This is a genomic window from Streptomyces kunmingensis, from assembly GCF_039533535.1.
GTDB classification, from domain to species: Bacteria; Actinomycetota; Actinomycetes; order Streptomycetales; family Streptomycetaceae; genus Streptomyces; species Streptomyces kunmingensis.
In genome coordinates, this window is the sequence record NZ_BAAATS010000019.1 from 150,758 (window position 1) to 165,204 (window position 14,447).

Consider the following 14,447-nt stretch of genomic DNA (forward strand, 5'->3'; position numbering starts at 1 on the left):
GACCGTGTTCCTCGACAGTCTGCTCGCCCGCAACCCCGCGCTGATCGACGCGGCGGCCGATCTCCACCGGCGTGGTGCGATCCCGCCGGACACCTACGTGATGGACCTCGACGCCATCGAGGAGAACGCGGCGCTGCTCGCCGCGGAGGCCGAACGGCTCGGCCTGAGCCTCTGGTTCGTCGTCAAGCAGCTCGGCCGCAACCCCGAGTTGATCAAGGCCATCGCGCGGCACATCCCGAAGTACGCCGCCATCGATCCGCCCGAGGCCCGCACCCTGCACGCCGCCGGCGCACAGGCGGGCAACCTCGGGCATCTGGTCCAGATCCCGCACCGGGCGCTGCCGGAGATGCTGGCGTGGCGCCCCGAGACGGTGACCGTCTACGACCTGGCGAACGCGCGGGCGGTGTCCGAGGCCGCAGGCGAACTCGGCCGGGTGCAGGACCTCTTGATCCGCCTCGAAGGAGCGCCGGGGTCGGTGTACCCCGGGCAGGAGGGCGGCGTCCCGCTCACCGGGGTCGAGGAGTTCGCGGCGGCCGTGGAGCGACTGCCCGGGGTACGGATCGCGGGCGTCACCGCCTTCCCGTGCGTGCTCTGCGACCCGGCGACAGGCCTGCCGGCGCCCACCCCGAACTTCGAACTCGCCCTCAAGGCCCGCCAGATACTGGCCGCACGCGGGCACGAGGACCTCAAGCTCAGCGCCCCCAGCGCCACGTCCATGGCGACGCTGCCCCTGCTCGCCGAACTCGGGGCCACACACGGCGAGCCCGGCCACTCCCTCACCGGCACCACCCCGCTGCACGCGCGGGACCTCAGCCAGCCCGAGAAGCCCGCCTACGTGTACGTCACGGAGGTCGCGCACACCCTGGCCGACGGTCGGCCCGCGGTCTTCGGCGGCGGTTTCTACGCGCGTTCCCACATCAAGTCGGCGCTGCTGCCCCGCACCGGCCTGCGGTTGCCGGTGCAGGATGCTCCGCCGGAGAACATCGACTACTACCGGCTGCTGGACGCCCCCGAGGCCGTCGCGGACGTCCGGCCGGGTGACACCGCGCTGCTCGCGTTCCGCACGCAGATCTTCGTGACGCGCTCGACGGTCGCGGTGGTCTCCGGCCTCTCGGCCGGGGCGCCTCGCCTGGTCGGGCTGTACGACGCACAAGGGAAGGCCGCCTCATGAGCAAGACCGTGATCGTGGTGGTGGACGGGTTCGGCGTCGGCGCCATGCCGGACGCGGGGGCCCTGCGCCCCGGTGACCTGGCCGCCGACACCTGCGGGCATGTGCTCGACCGGTGCCGGGAGGCCTTCGGCAGAGCGCTGCGGCTGCCCGCGCTCGGCGCGCTCGGCCTCGGCCTGGTGCACCCGCACCCCGACCTGGCCCGACGCACCCGTCTGCCGGTGGCGGCGGGGCGGGCCGCGCTCGGCTACCCGGGGGCGGACACGTTCGCCGGGCACCAGACGATGATGGGCGCGGACTTCAGCCGGGTGACGGTGGCGCGGCTCGCCGAGCACCTGGACGAGGTGACGCACGCCCTCGCGGACGCGGGTCACAAGGCCGAACTGCTCGACGGCAAGCCCCTGCTGCTCGTCGACGGCACCGTCCTCGTGCACGACAACCTGGAGGCGGACCCGGGGATCAACTGGAACGCGTCGGGCCGGCTCGACGACATCGACTTCCCGGGCATTCTGTCGATCGCCCGCACGGTACGGGCCATCGCTCCGGTCGCCCGGGTCATCGCGGTCGGCGGCCGGGCGGACGGCCCCCTGGACACGTTCGTACGCGCGGGCGACGGTGGCACGGTCGGCCTGGACACCCCGGCGACCGGCTTCTACCGCAACGGTGGACTGCAAGTGCAGCACCTGGGCGCGGAGTTGGACCACACCCGGCAGCTGCCGGACCTGGCAGCGCGCGCCGGCATCCCGGTGACGCTCGTCGGCAAGGCGGCGGACATCCTGGCCTGCGAGGCGGCGGTGCGGCGCCCCGCGGTCGACACAGCCGAGGTTCTCGCGCAGGCGCTGGAGGCCGCGCGGGCCGACGGGGACGCGCTGATCGTGGCGAACGTGCAGGAGAGCGACCTCGCCGGGCACCAGCAGGACGTCGAGCGCTACGGACGGATCCTGGAGCAGGTCGACGCGGGCCTCGCGGCGCTGCTGGCCCTGCTGTCCGAGCCCGGCGACCGGCTGATCGTCACGGGCGACCACGGCAACGACCCGACGATCGGCCACGCCTTCCACACCCGCGAGTACGTCCCGGTGCTGATCCACCGCCCCGAGGCGCCGGGCCCCGAGCTGCTGCCGGACGCCCCGAGCCTGGCCGACGTGGGCGCCACGGCCGCGGCGGCGCTCGGCCTCGACCCGGCCGGCCTGGCCAACGGCGCGGAGATACGCGAGGCCGCCACGCGGGCCGCCTGACACCCCAGGACAGAAAGTCATCTCCGTACAGGAGTGAGGGGCGCCCGCACCAGCGAGCGCCCCTCTCCCCTCCGTGTACGGAAAGGTCACCTACCCATGACGTCAGCCCATGAACTTCTTGAACTCGTCGGGCAGTTCGAAGTCCTTGTCGGCCGGTCCGGCGCCGGGCAGGCCGAGCGCGCCGCCCGCCTCGGCGGCGGCCGCACGCCGGGCGGCCTCCTCCTGCTCCTGCTGCTTGCGCTTCATCGGGTTGCCGGAGCGCTGCTTGCCCTTGGCCTTCTTCGCCTGCTTCTTCTGCCGGCCGGGACCGCCACCCGTGCCAGGCATGCCGGGCATCCCCGGCATGCCGCCGCCCTGGGCCATGCGCGACATCATCTTGCGGGCCTCGAAGAACCGCTCGACCAGGTTCTTGACCGCACTGACGTCCACACCGGAACCCTTGGCGATACGGGCGCGGCGCGAGCCGTTGATGATGGCGGCGTCGGCGCGCTCGGCCGGGGTCATCGACTTGATGATGGCGGCGGTGCGGTCGACATCGCGCTCGTCGAGGTTGGCGATCTGGTCCTTCATCTGGGCCATCCCCGGCAGCATGCCGAGCAGCTTGGAGATGGAGCCCATCTTCCTGACCTGCTCCATCTGCGCCAGGAAGTCGTCGAGCGTGAAGTCCTGGCCCTTCTTGGAGGCCAGCTTCGAGGCCATCTTCTCGGCCTCTTGCTGCGAGAAGGTCTGCTCGGCCTTCTCGATCAGCGTGAGCATGTCGCCCATGCCGAGGATGCGGGACGCCATCCGGTCCGGGTGGAACGCGTCGAAGTCGTCCAGCTTCTCGCCGTTCGAGGCGAACATGATCTGGCGGCCGGTGACGTGCGCGATCGACAGCGCCGCACCACCACGCGCGTCACCGTCGAGCTTCGACAGCACGACACCGTCGAAGCCGACGCCGTCACGGAACGCCTCGGCGGTGTTGACCGCGTCCTGACCGATCATCGCGTCGACGACGAACAGGACCTCGTCCGGCGAGACCGCGTCACGGATGTCCGCGGCCTGCCGCATCAGCTCCTGGTCGATGCCCAGGCGGCCGGCGGTGTCGACGATGACGACGTCGAAGACCTTGGACTTCGCGTACTCGATGGAGTCCTTGGCGACCTTGACCGGGTCGCCCACCCCGTTGCCCGGCTCGGGGGCGTAGATGCCGACGCCGGCGCGCTCGGCGACGACGCTGAGCTGGTTCACGGCGTTCGGGCGCTGCAGGTCGCAGGCGACGAGCAGCGGCGAGTGGCCCTGGGACTTGAGCCAGTGGCCGAGCTTGCCCGCGAGGGTCGTCTTACCGGCACCCTGCAGACCCGCGAGCATGATCACGGTCGGCGCGGTCTTGGCGAAGCGCAGGCGGCGGGTCTCGCCACCGAGGATGCCGATGAGCTCCTCGTTGACGATCTTGATGACCTGCTGGGCGGGGTTCAGCGCCTGGGAGACCTCGGCGCCGGCCGCGCGTTCCTTCACCTGCTTGATGAAGGCGCGGACGACGGGCAGGGCGACGTCGGCTTCCAGCAGGGCGATCCGGATCTCGCGCGCCGTGGCGTCGATGTCCGCCTCGCTGAGGCGACCCTTGCCGCGGAGATTCTTGAATGTCGCTGCGAGGCGATCGGAAAGAGTGTCGAACACGGCGGTCGCGAATCCTCGGGTCGGGTGGCTCTACGGACAGGTCGCCTTCCAGGGTATCGGTCGCGACGGATTGGGTCTGCGCCCCGTCAGGGACGCGGGAATCCGAAGGACCGGCCGAGTGCGGCACGCGCCCTCGGCCGGCTCCTCGACCGGTATCGAAGGGGAACCTCGAAGTCCGGACGCGGGTCCCTTTCGTCAGGCGCCGGAGTGGCTCGTCTGCAGGGCCCCTTCCAGCGATCGCGCGACCGAGATCGCCTCCTCCGACGGCAGCGGAGCCCCTTCGGGTCCGGTGACGTAGAAGGCGTCCACGGCGTTGGCGCCCAGCGTCGAGACGTGCGCCGAGCGCACCCGGACGTCGGAGACCTCGAACGCCCGCCCGATCCGGTGCAGCAGCCCGGGCGCGTCCTGGGCCCGTACCTCGATGACGGTCGCGAGCCGGGAGCCCGCCGAGGCCACGGTTACCCGGGGCGGCGGTGCCACCACGCCGCGCCGTCGCGGGTAGGCGGCGTCCCGCTCGGCGAGCCGGGCCGCAATGTCGAGCGACCCGTCGAGGGCGCGTACGAGATCGGCGCGGAGCCGGGCGGCCTGCGGCAGGGAGCCGTACTCGGCGGAGACCCGCCAGTTCAGCAGCAGGACCGAGCGGCCCTCCTGGCGTCCGCTCTCCTCCTTGCGTGGCCGCGCACCCTGGCCCCATTCCTCGGGCAGCGAAAGGGAGCGCAGCTCCGCGGTGCGCACGGCCAGTCGGTGCATCGCCAGCACTCCGGCGACGGCCGGGAGCACCCCCGGCTGGTCCGGCACCGCGATCAGCAGCTCGACGCCCTGCGGCTCCGGCTCAGCCGCCTCGGAGGTGTCCTCGGGCGAAGGCACCGCGTCCGTCTGCGCGCGCAGGGCGAGCACGGGGCCGCCGGTGCGGAACGCCTCGACGGCGAGCCGTTCCTGTTCGGCGGTGGGCTCGGCGTCAGGGGCGTCCGGATCGCTGGGGTCGTCCCCGGCGAGTACCGCGGAGACCCGCTTGACCAGGTCGGTCACGAGCGATCCGCGCCACGACGACCAGGCGGCGGGGCCGGTGGCCAGCGCGTCCGCCTCGGTGAGGGCGTGCAGCAGTTCCAGCGTTCCTTGCGAGCCGACGGCGTCCGCGACGGCTCGCACGGTGGCCGGGTCCTCGAGGTCGCGCCGGGTGGCGGTCTCGATGAGCAGCAGGTGGTGCCGGACGAGGGTGGCGAGCACCGCGACCTCGGCCCGGTCGAAGCCGATCCGGGCCGCGACGTCCCGCGCGATGATCTCGCCGGCCACCGAGTGGTCGCCCGGCCAGCCCTTGCCGATGTCGTGCAGCAGCGCCGCCACGAGCAGCAGGTCGGGCCGCCCGACGCGCCGGGTCAGCTCCGACGCGCGTACGGCGGTCTCGACGAGGTGCCGGTCGACGGTCCAGGTGTGGACGGCGTTGCGCTGCGGCCGGCACCGGACGCGCTCCCAGTCGGGCAGCAGCCGGGTGATGAGTCCCTCGGCCTCCAGTGCCTCCCACACCTCGACGGTCGGGCGTCCGGCGCCGAGCAGCGTCACGAGTTGTTCGCGTGCCTCGGCGGGCCAGGGGGTGGACAGCGGGCGGGCGGCCGCGGCCATCCGCCGGACCGCGTGCAGCGACAGGGGAAGCCCGGCCTGGGCCGCGGCGGCGGCGGCGCGCAGCGGGAGCACCGGGTCCCGCTCGGGCTTGGCCGCCCGCGCGAGGACGACCTCGCCGTCCATCTCGACGACGCCCTCGGCGAGCGGCGAGCGTTCCACGGGCGCGGATCTGCCGCCCAGCATGGCCCGCAGGCGGGGCCGTACGGAGCGGGACTTGAGGACCCGGCCGACCTCGCGCCAGGTCACGTCGCTCGCGTACGACACGGTGCGGGCCGCCTCGTACACCTGTCGCAGCAGGGTGTCGGCGTCCAGCAGGCCCAGTTCGGCGGCGACCTGGTCCTGTTCCTGGAGGGCGAGTCGGTCGGTGGCGCGGCCGGTGGCCAGATGCAGGGCGTCGCGCACGTCGAGGAGGCGGCGGCGGGCGTCGGCGAGGCCTTCGCGTGGCGCGTCGGCCAGCCAGGAGGCGGCGACGGCGCGCAGTGCGGTGGCATCCCGCAGCCCGCCCCGTGCCTCCTTCAGGTCGGGTTCGAGGAGGTACTGCAGTTCGCCCTGGCGCTCGGCCCGTTCCTCGCACAGTTCGCGCAGTTCGGGGAGGCGTTTGGGTGCCTGGTTGCGCCAGTCCGCGAGGACGGCGGTGCGCAGCCCGGCGGTGAGCCCGAGGTCGCCCACGAGATGCCGGGCGTCGAGCAGCCCCAGCTGCACCTTGAGGTCGTCGCCCGCGGTCTTGCGTGCCTCCGCGGGTGTACGGACGGAATGGTCGAGGGCGAGGCCGAGGTCCCAGACCGGGTACCAGATGCGGTCGGCGAGCGCGGCGACGGCGGCGGGGTCGGCCGAGCCGTCGTGCAGGAGCAGCAGGTCGAGGTCGCTGCGCGGGGAGAGTTCGCCGCGTCCGTAGCCGCCGACGGCGACGAGCGAGACGCCCGCGCCCGGTGTCCCGGCGCCGAACAGCTCCGTCAGCCAGTCGTCGGTGAGCTCCGCGAGGGCGGAACGGCGCGGCGGCCCGGACCGCGCCTCTCCCTGGAGGAGGCGCAGCCGAGCCGCCGCGTAGCCGCTGGGTTTGTCGTCCGCTTCTTCGGTCCGTACGTCGTTCACACTCGTCACCCGGCGACTCCCGTTCCGTCCGTCGAATCGGTTACAGCGCGTCCGGTCCGCGCTCGCCGGTCCGGACCCGCACGGCCGTCTCGACGGGGACCGCCCAGACCTTGCCGTCCCCGATCTTGCCGGTTCGCGCGGCCTTCACGACCACATCGATCAGCTGCTCCGCGTCGTCGTCCTCGACCAGCACCTCGATACGGATCTTGGGTACCAGATCGACGGTGTACTCCGCTCCACGGTAGACCTCGGTGTGGCCGCGCTGGCGGCCGTACCCGCTGGCCTCCGTCACGGTCAGGCCCTGGACGCCGAAGGCCTGGAGGGCCTCCTTGATCTCGTCGAGCCGGTGCGGCTTGACGACCGCGGTGATGAGCTTCATGCGTCCACCTTCTTGGTGTTCGGAGCAGTCGTGGCGGACGGGGCGGGCTGGGGCGCCCGGGCGGCGGTGCCACCGCCCGCGCCGCTGAAGTCGTACGCGGTCTCGGCATGCTCGACCTGGTCGATGCCGGCGACCTCGTCGTCCTCGCTGACCCGCATGCCCATCGTCTTGTCGATCAGGAAGGCCAGGATTGCGGAGACGACGAGCGAGTAGGCGAGGACACCGCCGACTCCGGCGCACTGCTTCCAGAACTGGCTGAGGCCACCGCCGTAGAAGAGGCCCGCCGCGTCGGACTGGCCGCCACCGGTGGCGAAGAAGCCGATGAGCAGGGACCCGGCGATACCGCCGACCAGGTGGACGCCGACGACATCGAGGGAGTCGTCGTAGCCGAACTTGTACTTGAGGCCCACGGCCATGGCGCACAGCACACCGGCGATGGCTCCGACGGCGATCGCGCCGAGCGGCGAGATGGCACCACCGGAAGGAGTGATCGCGACAAGTCCGGCGACCGCGCCGGAGGCGGCGCCGAGCGAGGTGAACGCACCGTGGCGCAGCTTTTCGTAGACGAGCCAGGCGAGCATGGCGGCGGCGGTGGCGACCTGTGTGTTGACGAACATCAGCGCGCCGACGCCGTCGTTGTTGCCGAGCCAGGAACCGGCGTTGAAGCCGAACCAGCCGAACCAGAGCAGACCGGCGCCGAGCATCGTCCAGGGCAGCGAGTGCGGCCGCATCGGGTCCTTCTTGAAGCCCGCGCGCTTGCCGATGACGAGGATCACGCCGAGGGCCGCGGCACCCGCGTTGATGTGCACGGCCGTACCGCCGGCGAAGTCGATGACGCCGAGGTCGAAGGCCCAGCCGCCGGTCCCCCACACCCAGTGCGCGACCGGGAAGTAGACGATCGTGGCCCACAGGGTGATGAACAGGGCCCAGGCGGTGAACTTCACGCGGTCGGCGAGGGCGCCGCTGATCAGGGCGGGCGTGATGATGGCGAACATCAGCTGGAAGACGGCGAAGACATAGACCGGGATGGTGTAGCCGTCCCAGAGCTGGGTGAGACCGATCCCGCTGAGACCGACGAAGTCGCCGTCCCAGCCGATCAGCGATCCCTTGTCGGTGCCGAACGCGAGAGAGAAGCCGTACAGCACCCACAGGATCGTGACGATCCCGAGGCTGATGAAGCTCATCATCAGCATGTTCAGGGTGCTCTTGACCCGGACCATGCCTCCGTAGAAGAAGGCCAGGCCCGGCGTCATGAGCATCACCAGGGCGGAACAGATCAACATGAAGCCTGTGTTCGCGGCGGAGAGCTTGGGTGCTTCCGCGGCGAGCGTGATGGCGGCTGGTGCCATCGGCGTCTCCTCGTCATTGGTACGGCCCCGTGCGGGCGAAGCCTGAAGCGGTCATGAGGGGTGGGCCGGTTATGCGCCAGAACATTGGCGCAGCGCGGTTTCCGTGGGTGCCCCTCGATGTTTCGCCGCAGTGACGAAGAGGTCCTGGGTGTTACGCGTACATGAAGTGCCGGATGGCGGCGGTGCCGATCGTTATCGTGACGCAACCAAGCGGCGCCACGAGAAACCGGCCGCGGACGTCCGTCCGCGATGACCTGGCGTAGGGGAGCCGAGTCGGGCTGTTACGGGACGGACGGCCGCGGCCGGCGTTCAGGGCAGTGTCAGACTGCCGCTTCGGCGGTCTCGGGGAGCTGGACGGCCAGCTGTTCGGTCAGCTGGATCACTTCGGCGACGTCCCCGAAGTCGCGCACCGCGGTGTCCACGGTCTTGCGGATCCGGGTGTTGACCCGCTCGGAGCGGACCTTTCTCGCGATCCCCAGCGCACGCTCCGCCATGACGGTGGCCTGCTCGGGCTCCTTCTGGAGGAGGTGCACCGTGGCCATGCCGATCAGGTTCAGTGCGTACGAACGCTGGTGCTCGATGTCCTTGCCGAACAGCTCGACGGCCTGCTGCATGACCGGCTCGGCCATCGACGCGTACGTAGGGCTGCGACCGGCCACGTAGGCGAGGTCGCGGAACGAGTGACTGTTCTCCCCGTGCAGCTCGGCCTTGGAGAAGAAGCGGATCCAGTCGGGGTCCGGGTCGTCCCAGTCGTCGGCGTCGGTGAAGGTGTCCTCGGCCATCCGCACGGCCCGCTTGCACTTGCCGGGCTGCCCCATGTTCGCGTAGGCGCGGGCCTCCATCGCATACAGCATGGACTGGGTGCGCGGGCCGGCGCAGTCGCGGCTGCCGTACTGGGCGAGATGGATGAGCTCCAGTGCGTCCTCGGGGCGGCCGAGGTGGATCATCTGGCGGCTCATGCTGCTCAGGATGTACGAACCGAGCGGCTTGTCGCCCGCTTCCTTGGCGGCGTGCAGGGCGAGCACGAAGTACTTCTGGGCGGTGGGCTGCAGGCCCACGTCGTAGCTCATCCACCCGGCCAGCTCCGCCAGTTCGGCCGCGACCTTGAACAGGCGCTTCGTCGTGGCCTCGGGCTGCTGCTCCTGGAGGAGGTCGGTGACCTCGTGCAGCTGCCCCACGACCGCCTTGCGGCGCAGGCCGCCGCCGCACTGGGCGTCCCACTGGCGGAACATGACGGTGGTGGACTCGAGCAGGTCCAGCTCCGGCCTGGACAGCCGGTTCCCACGGCGCTGCGCGGCGGACTCGGACTCCATGACCGACGCTCCGCCGGGACCCGGCACCAGCCAGCGCTGCATCGGCTCGATGAGTGAGGGGCCGGCGGCGAGCGCGAGTGAGCTGCCGAGGAAGCCGCGGCGTGCCAGCATCAGGTCGCTGCGCGAGAACTCGCCGATGAGCGCGACGGTCTGCGGCCCCGTCCAGGGCAGGTCGACGCCGGACACCGAGGGCGCCTGGTGCGCGGCTCGCAGTCCCAGGTCCTCGACGGCGACCACGCAGCCGAAGCGCTCGGAGAACAACTCGCTGAGGATGCGCGGGATCGGCTCGCGCGGGTTCTCCCCGTCGAGCCAGCGCCGCACACGCGAGGTGTCGGTGGAGATGTGGTTCGCGCCCAACTGCCGCGCCCGCCGGTTCACTTGACGCGCCAGCTCGCCCTTCGACCAGCCACTGCGCACGAACCACGAACCGAGCAGTTCGTTCGGGCGCTTCTCAGCGTTCGTCACGCTTCCGCCGCTGCCGCCCACTGAACGCCCCCATCCCTGAAGCCATCTAAGACACCCGACGCCACGCCCTGTCGGTCATTCTGTCCGCAAGCCCTATCAGGATGCCGTCAACTACGGCTCTCCGTCCGGCAGTTGTCACTCCTCGAACAGGAAATCGACTTGCCTGCGGCATACCCACGGGTGCACATACCCCGAAGGGCCGTGTACTGAAAGTAATCCTACGATCACCCCTCCGGCGAGGGCGAACCTGGAAACGCCACCATTCGCCACCCCTTCGAATGAACTCAAGGGCGGCCACACGCGATTCACTTGACATACGACAGCCGGAAGTAGGCGAAACGGTGTGCGCCAGGGCGCGCGACACCGGGCGCACCACCCCGGATGCGACTCTGCGCCGCCACGACCAGGCGGTGTGCGCACACTGGGTCACGATTCGATTGCGTCACGTAACCACCGGCTCGCTGGACCCGTTGGAGGGGGCATGGGCTTCACGATCGGCGGCATTCGCGAGATGCGCTCCGGCACACGTCGCCGCGGCCGCACGTCCGGCCGCACTTCGGACTGCACCGCGGTGGCCGAGTTCACCGGCCTGTGGGGCTGGGACGTGGTGCCCGGCGCACGTGCCGCGGGACCAGCATGCTCCTGCGGCAAGACGGACTGCCCGGCACCCGGCGCCCACCCCCTGGACCCGGCGGCGGTGGTACCGGCCGGCGCGACTCTGGGTGAAGTGACCGCCTCCTGGAGCCGGTTCCCCGGCGCGTCGGTCCTCCTCCCGGTGGGCCGCGCCTTCGACATCATCGACGTCCCCGAGCCGGCGGGCCGTCGCGCACTGATCCGCCTGGAGCGGATGGGCCTCCCCCTCGGTCCGGTGATCGCCACCCCCGAGGGCCGCGCCCACTTCTTCGTGGCGCCCGGAGCCGCGGCGCAGCTCCCGACCCTGCTCTACCGCATGGGCTGGGACGACGCGACGCTCGACCTCCACGCACTCGGCCCGGGCGCGTACATCACGGCCCCGCCCTCCGACCGTGGCGGCCTCGGCCCCGCGGCCTGGCTGCGCGCCCCGTCCCTGGACACGGCGACCCAGCCGCCGCAGGCACGGCTGCTGCTGGGGACCTTGGCGTACGTGGCGCATCGCTCGCCCTGCGCCTGACGAAACGACAAGCCGGACCAAACGAATAAGGGGGGCAGGGTGTGACGAGCCGGGATCCGGCTCGTCACACCCCGCCCCCCTGAAGTCCTCGCGGGCTCCGAGCGGGGCTGCTCGGCTACTCCCCGATCAGCGCGTCCACGAACGCCTCCGGCTCGAACGGCGCCAGATCGTCCGGACCCTCGCCGAGCCCGATCAGCTTCACCGGCACACCCAGCTCCCGCTGCACGGCCACGACGATGCCGCCCTTGGCCGTACCGTCCAGCTTGGTCAGCACGATGCCGGTGATGTTGACGACCTCGGCGAAGACCCGCGCCTGCACCAGACCGTTCTGCCCGGTCGTGGCGTCGAGGACCAGCAGCACCTCGTCGAGCGGCGCGTGCTTCTCCACGACGCGCTTGACCTTGCCGAGTTCGTCCATCAGGCCGGTCTTGGTGTGCAGCCGGCCGGCCGTGTCGATGAGCACGACGTCCGCGCCCGCCGCGATGCCTTCCTTCACGGCGTCGAAGGCGATGGACGCCGGGTCGCCGCCCTCGGGCCCGCGCACCGTACGCGCGCCGACCCGCTCGCCCCATGTCTGCAGCTGGTCGGCCGCGGCGGCGCGGAAGGTGTCGGCGGCGCCGAGCATGACGTTCTTGCCGTCGGCGACGAGCACGCGCGCGAGCTTGCCCGTCGTGGTGGTCTTGCCGGTGCCGTTGACCCCGACGACCATCACGATGCCCGGCGTGTCCAGGTTGGAGTCCGTCTTGACCGTGCGGTCGAACTCGGGGACGAGCAGGGCGAGCAGTTCCTCGCGCAGCAGGCCGCGCAGCTCGTCCGGGGTGCGGGTGCCGAGCACCTTCACGCGCTCGCGCAGCCGCTCGACCAGCTCCTGGGTGGGCTGCACGCCGACGTCGGCGGTGAGCAGCGTGTCCTCGATCTCCTCCCAGGTGTCCTCGTCGAGGTGCTCGCGGGACAGGAGCGTGAGGAGCCCCTTGCCGAGCGCGTTCTGTGACCGGGAGAGGCGGGTGCGCAGCCGGACCAGGCGGCCCGCGGTCGGCTCCGGTACCTCGACCTCGGGAGCGGCCGGCTCCTCGATGACCTCCTCGGTGACCGGTTCGGCGACCGGGAGGTCGACCTCCTCGATCGTGCGCCGCGCTTCGTCGCGCGGCGTCTCGGCCTCGTCGCCGACGCGCGGCTCAGTGGGCGGGGCGGTGGTGATGTCGGGCGCCGAGGGCGGGGCGGGCGGCAGCTGCTTCTTCTTGCGGCTGCCGATCACGAGCCCGCCGAGCGCGCCGATCACGACCACGGCGATGACTACAGCAAGGATGACGATTTCCATAACGCGTCCAGTATCAGTCATGAGGGTCCGGCGGGGCCGCTCTCGTCGCATCCTCCAAAGGACAAAGGTCTCCAGAGGGTATTACTCGGACTAAACTACGATGGAAGAGGTCGCATCAACGCGCGTAGAGTCCATCGCGATCTCCCTCCCCCGCCCCACGCGATCTCTCTCCCCCCGCCCCACCCCACAGAGGCACGGAACCCCACCGCATGAGCAAGACCGCCGAATCCGAAGGCGCCCTGGAGACGCGCGGCATCGAGCCCGTCCCCGATGCCGAGCGCACCGCCAAGACCCGCGAACTGTTCCCGACGTGGGTCGCGGCCAACATCAGCGTGCTGCTGCTCACGATGGGCGCGAGCCTCGTCGTGGCGTACAAGCTCAACTTCTGGCAGGCCGTCGTCGTCGCGGTCGCCGCGCCCATGGTGTCGTACGGGCTCGTGGGCCTGATCGGTATCGCGGGCAAGCGCGGTGGCGCCCCGGGTATGGCGCTGTCCCGGGCGGTCTTCGGTCAGCGCGGCAACCTGCTGCCCGGCTCGCTGATCTGGGTGGCGCGCTGGGGCTGGGAGACGATCAACGCGGTGACGGGCGCGTACGCCGTGCTCACCGTCCTGGACATCTGCTTCGACATCCGGCAGAACGACTTCCTGGTGATCCTCACGCTGCTCTGCTTCGTGGTCGCCACGTTCGCGATCTCGGGCCTCGGCATCAACGCCGTGCAGAAGTGCAACAAGTACGCGACGTACCTCTTCGGCCTCTTCTCGGTCATGGTGCTGATCTATCTGATCGTCGACACCGACTGGTCCGAGGTCTTCGGCCGGCCCGCGGGCCAGACGTCCCTGATGGTCGCCGGTATCGGCATGATCGCCGCGGGCGGCGTCAGCTGGATCCCGTCCTCCCCCGACTTCACCCGCTACCTGCCGCGCACGGCCTCCTCCGCGGCGATCGTGCGGAACTCGATCGGCGGCGCCGGCATCGTCGTCCTGCCGATGGTCCTGATGGGCGCCGTCATGGCGGTGTCCACCCCGGACCTGGCCTCGGCCGCCGACCCGGTCTCCTTCCTCGGCGAGATCCTGCCGATGTGGATCGCGGTGCCGTACCTGCTGATCGCTCTGGTCGGCATGCTGCTGATCAACGCCATGTCGATGTACTCGGCCGGTTTCACCGCGCAGACGCTCGGCTTCAAGGTCCCGCGCCACTGGGCCGTCTCGGTGAACGCGGTGATCTCGCTGATCTTCGGCGGCATCCTGATGCTGGTCGCGACGAGCTTCATGGGCTCCTTCATCGCCTTCCTGTCGCTGCTCGCCGTCGCCTTCTCGGCCTGGGTCGGCGTGTTCGGCGCGGACATGTTCACGCGCAAGCACTACGACCCCGCCGCCCTCGTCGACACGGGCCGCACCAGCGCGTACTGGTACAAGGGCGGTTTCTCCCCCGCCGCGGTCATCTCCTGGGCGATCGGGCTCGTCGCGGGCCTGCTGTTCACGACGTCGGACTGGTTCACCGGGCCGCTCGCCACCAACAACTTCATCGGTGAGTACGGTCTCGGCTGGGTCGTCACGATCGTGGTCTCCGGTCTGCTGTACCTCGCGCTGCCAAAGCCCGCGGACACCACCACGGCCCCGGAGGACAGCAAGGAGTCCGCACCCCTGGCTGTCTGACGCCCCGTCAGCTACCGTCCCCCTTCACCCGGGCCTGAAGCCTG

At 71.0% G+C, this 14,447-nt stretch carries 10 protein-coding genes; 4 read left to right on the forward strand and 6 right to left on the reverse strand.

Translation table 11 applies throughout. The features are described from left to right. Positions 1 to 4 precede the first annotated feature (4 nt). On the forward strand, positions 5 to 1,171 hold the full coding sequence (locus ABD366_RS25035; RefSeq protein WP_324767413.1) for an alanine racemase: 1,167 nt from the start codon (positions 5 to 7) through the stop codon (positions 1,169 to 1,171). Beyond that, positions 1,168 to 2,403 carry a phosphopentomutase gene (locus ABD366_RS25040; RefSeq protein WP_324767414.1) on the forward strand — a complete coding sequence of 412 codons (1,236 nt, stop codon included), beginning with the start codon at positions 1,168 to 1,170 and terminating at the stop codon, positions 2,401 to 2,403. Before ABD366_RS25035 ends, ABD366_RS25040 begins: the two co-directional genes overlap by 4 nt. A 102-nt stretch (positions 2,404 to 2,505) precedes the next feature. Here the strand turns inward: ABD366_RS25040 and ffh are convergent, their stop codons facing one another. The 5 genes from ffh to nsdA all read right to left on the reverse strand — a co-directional run bounded on the left by ffh (position 2,506) and on the right by nsdA (position 10,301). Further along, entirely contained in the window at positions 2,506 to 4,062 is a 1,557-nt protein-coding gene (gene ffh / locus ABD366_RS25045; protein ID WP_324767415.1) for a signal recognition particle protein, read from the reverse strand. A gap of 195 nt (positions 4,063 to 4,257) precedes the next feature. Continuing rightward, positions 4,258 to 6,783, reverse strand: a complete 2,526-nt coding sequence (locus tag ABD366_RS25050; RefSeq protein ID WP_324767417.1) for a [protein-PII] uridylyltransferase — start codon at positions 6,781 to 6,783, stop codon at positions 4,258 to 4,260. 31 nt (positions 6,784 to 6,814) lie between these two features. Then, positions 6,815 to 7,153 (reverse strand): P-II family nitrogen regulator, encoded by a 339-nt coding sequence (locus ABD366_RS25055; protein WP_116509391.1) that lies wholly within the window; start codon positions 7,151 to 7,153, stop codon positions 6,815 to 6,817. Next, positions 7,150 to 8,502 carry an ammonium transporter gene (locus ABD366_RS25060; protein ID WP_324767418.1) on the reverse strand — a complete coding sequence of 451 codons (1,353 nt, stop codon included), beginning with the start codon at positions 8,500 to 8,502 and terminating at the stop codon, positions 7,150 to 7,152. Before ABD366_RS25060 ends, ABD366_RS25055 begins: the two co-directional genes overlap by 4 nt. A gap of 320 nt (positions 8,503 to 8,822) precedes the next feature. After that, positions 8,823 to 10,301 (reverse strand): transcriptional repressor NsdA, encoded by a 1,479-nt coding sequence (gene nsdA, locus ABD366_RS25065; RefSeq protein ID WP_324767420.1) that lies wholly within the window; start codon positions 10,299 to 10,301, stop codon positions 8,823 to 8,825. Between the two features lie 460 nt (positions 10,302 to 10,761). On the opposite strand from nsdA, the gene ABD366_RS25070 reads away from it, so the two are divergent. Further along, positions 10,762 to 11,430 carry a bifunctional DNA primase/polymerase gene (locus ABD366_RS25070; RefSeq protein ID WP_324767421.1) on the forward strand — a complete coding sequence of 223 codons (669 nt, stop codon included), beginning with the start codon at positions 10,762 to 10,764 and terminating at the stop codon, positions 11,428 to 11,430. A 115-nt stretch (positions 11,431 to 11,545) separates the two neighbouring features. Here the strand turns inward: ABD366_RS25070 and ftsY are convergent, their stop codons facing one another. Further along, complete coding sequence (gene ftsY / locus ABD366_RS25075; RefSeq protein WP_324767422.1) at positions 11,546 to 12,748, reverse strand: signal recognition particle-docking protein FtsY; 1,203 nt, start codon at positions 12,746 to 12,748, stop codon at positions 11,546 to 11,548. Between the two features lie 209 nt (positions 12,749 to 12,957). Between ftsY and ABD366_RS25080 the strand changes: the two genes are divergently transcribed. Further along, on the forward strand, positions 12,958 to 14,403 hold the full coding sequence (locus tag ABD366_RS25080) for a cytosine permease (RefSeq protein ID WP_324767423.1): 1,446 nt from the start codon (positions 12,958 to 12,960) through the stop codon (positions 14,401 to 14,403). Positions 14,404 to 14,447: the final 44 nt, after the last annotated feature.

Excerpts from the sequence above, each read along its gene's own strand:
- ABD366_RS25040 (WP_324767414.1), top strand. The coding sequence starts at position 1,168 with ATGAGCAAGACCGTGATCGTGGTGGTGGACGGGTTCGGCGTCGGCGCC.
- ABD366_RS25055 (WP_116509391.1), bottom strand. The coding sequence starts at position 7,153 with ATGAAGCTCATCACCGCGGTCGTCAAGCCGCACCGGCTCGACGAGATC.
- ABD366_RS25060 (WP_324767418.1), bottom strand. The coding sequence starts at position 8,502 with ATGGCACCAGCCGCCATCACGCTCGCCGCGGAAGCACCCAAGCTCTCC.
- ABD366_RS25070 (WP_324767421.1), top strand. The coding sequence starts at position 10,762 with ATGGGCTTCACGATCGGCGGCATTCGCGAGATGCGCTCCGGCACACGT.
- ftsY (WP_324767422.1), bottom strand. The coding sequence starts at position 12,748 with ATGGAAATCGTCATCCTTGCTGTAGTCATCGCCGTGGTCGTGATCGGC.
- ABD366_RS25080 (WP_324767423.1), top strand. The coding sequence starts at position 12,958 with ATGAGCAAGACCGCCGAATCCGAAGGCGCCCTGGAGACGCGCGGCATC.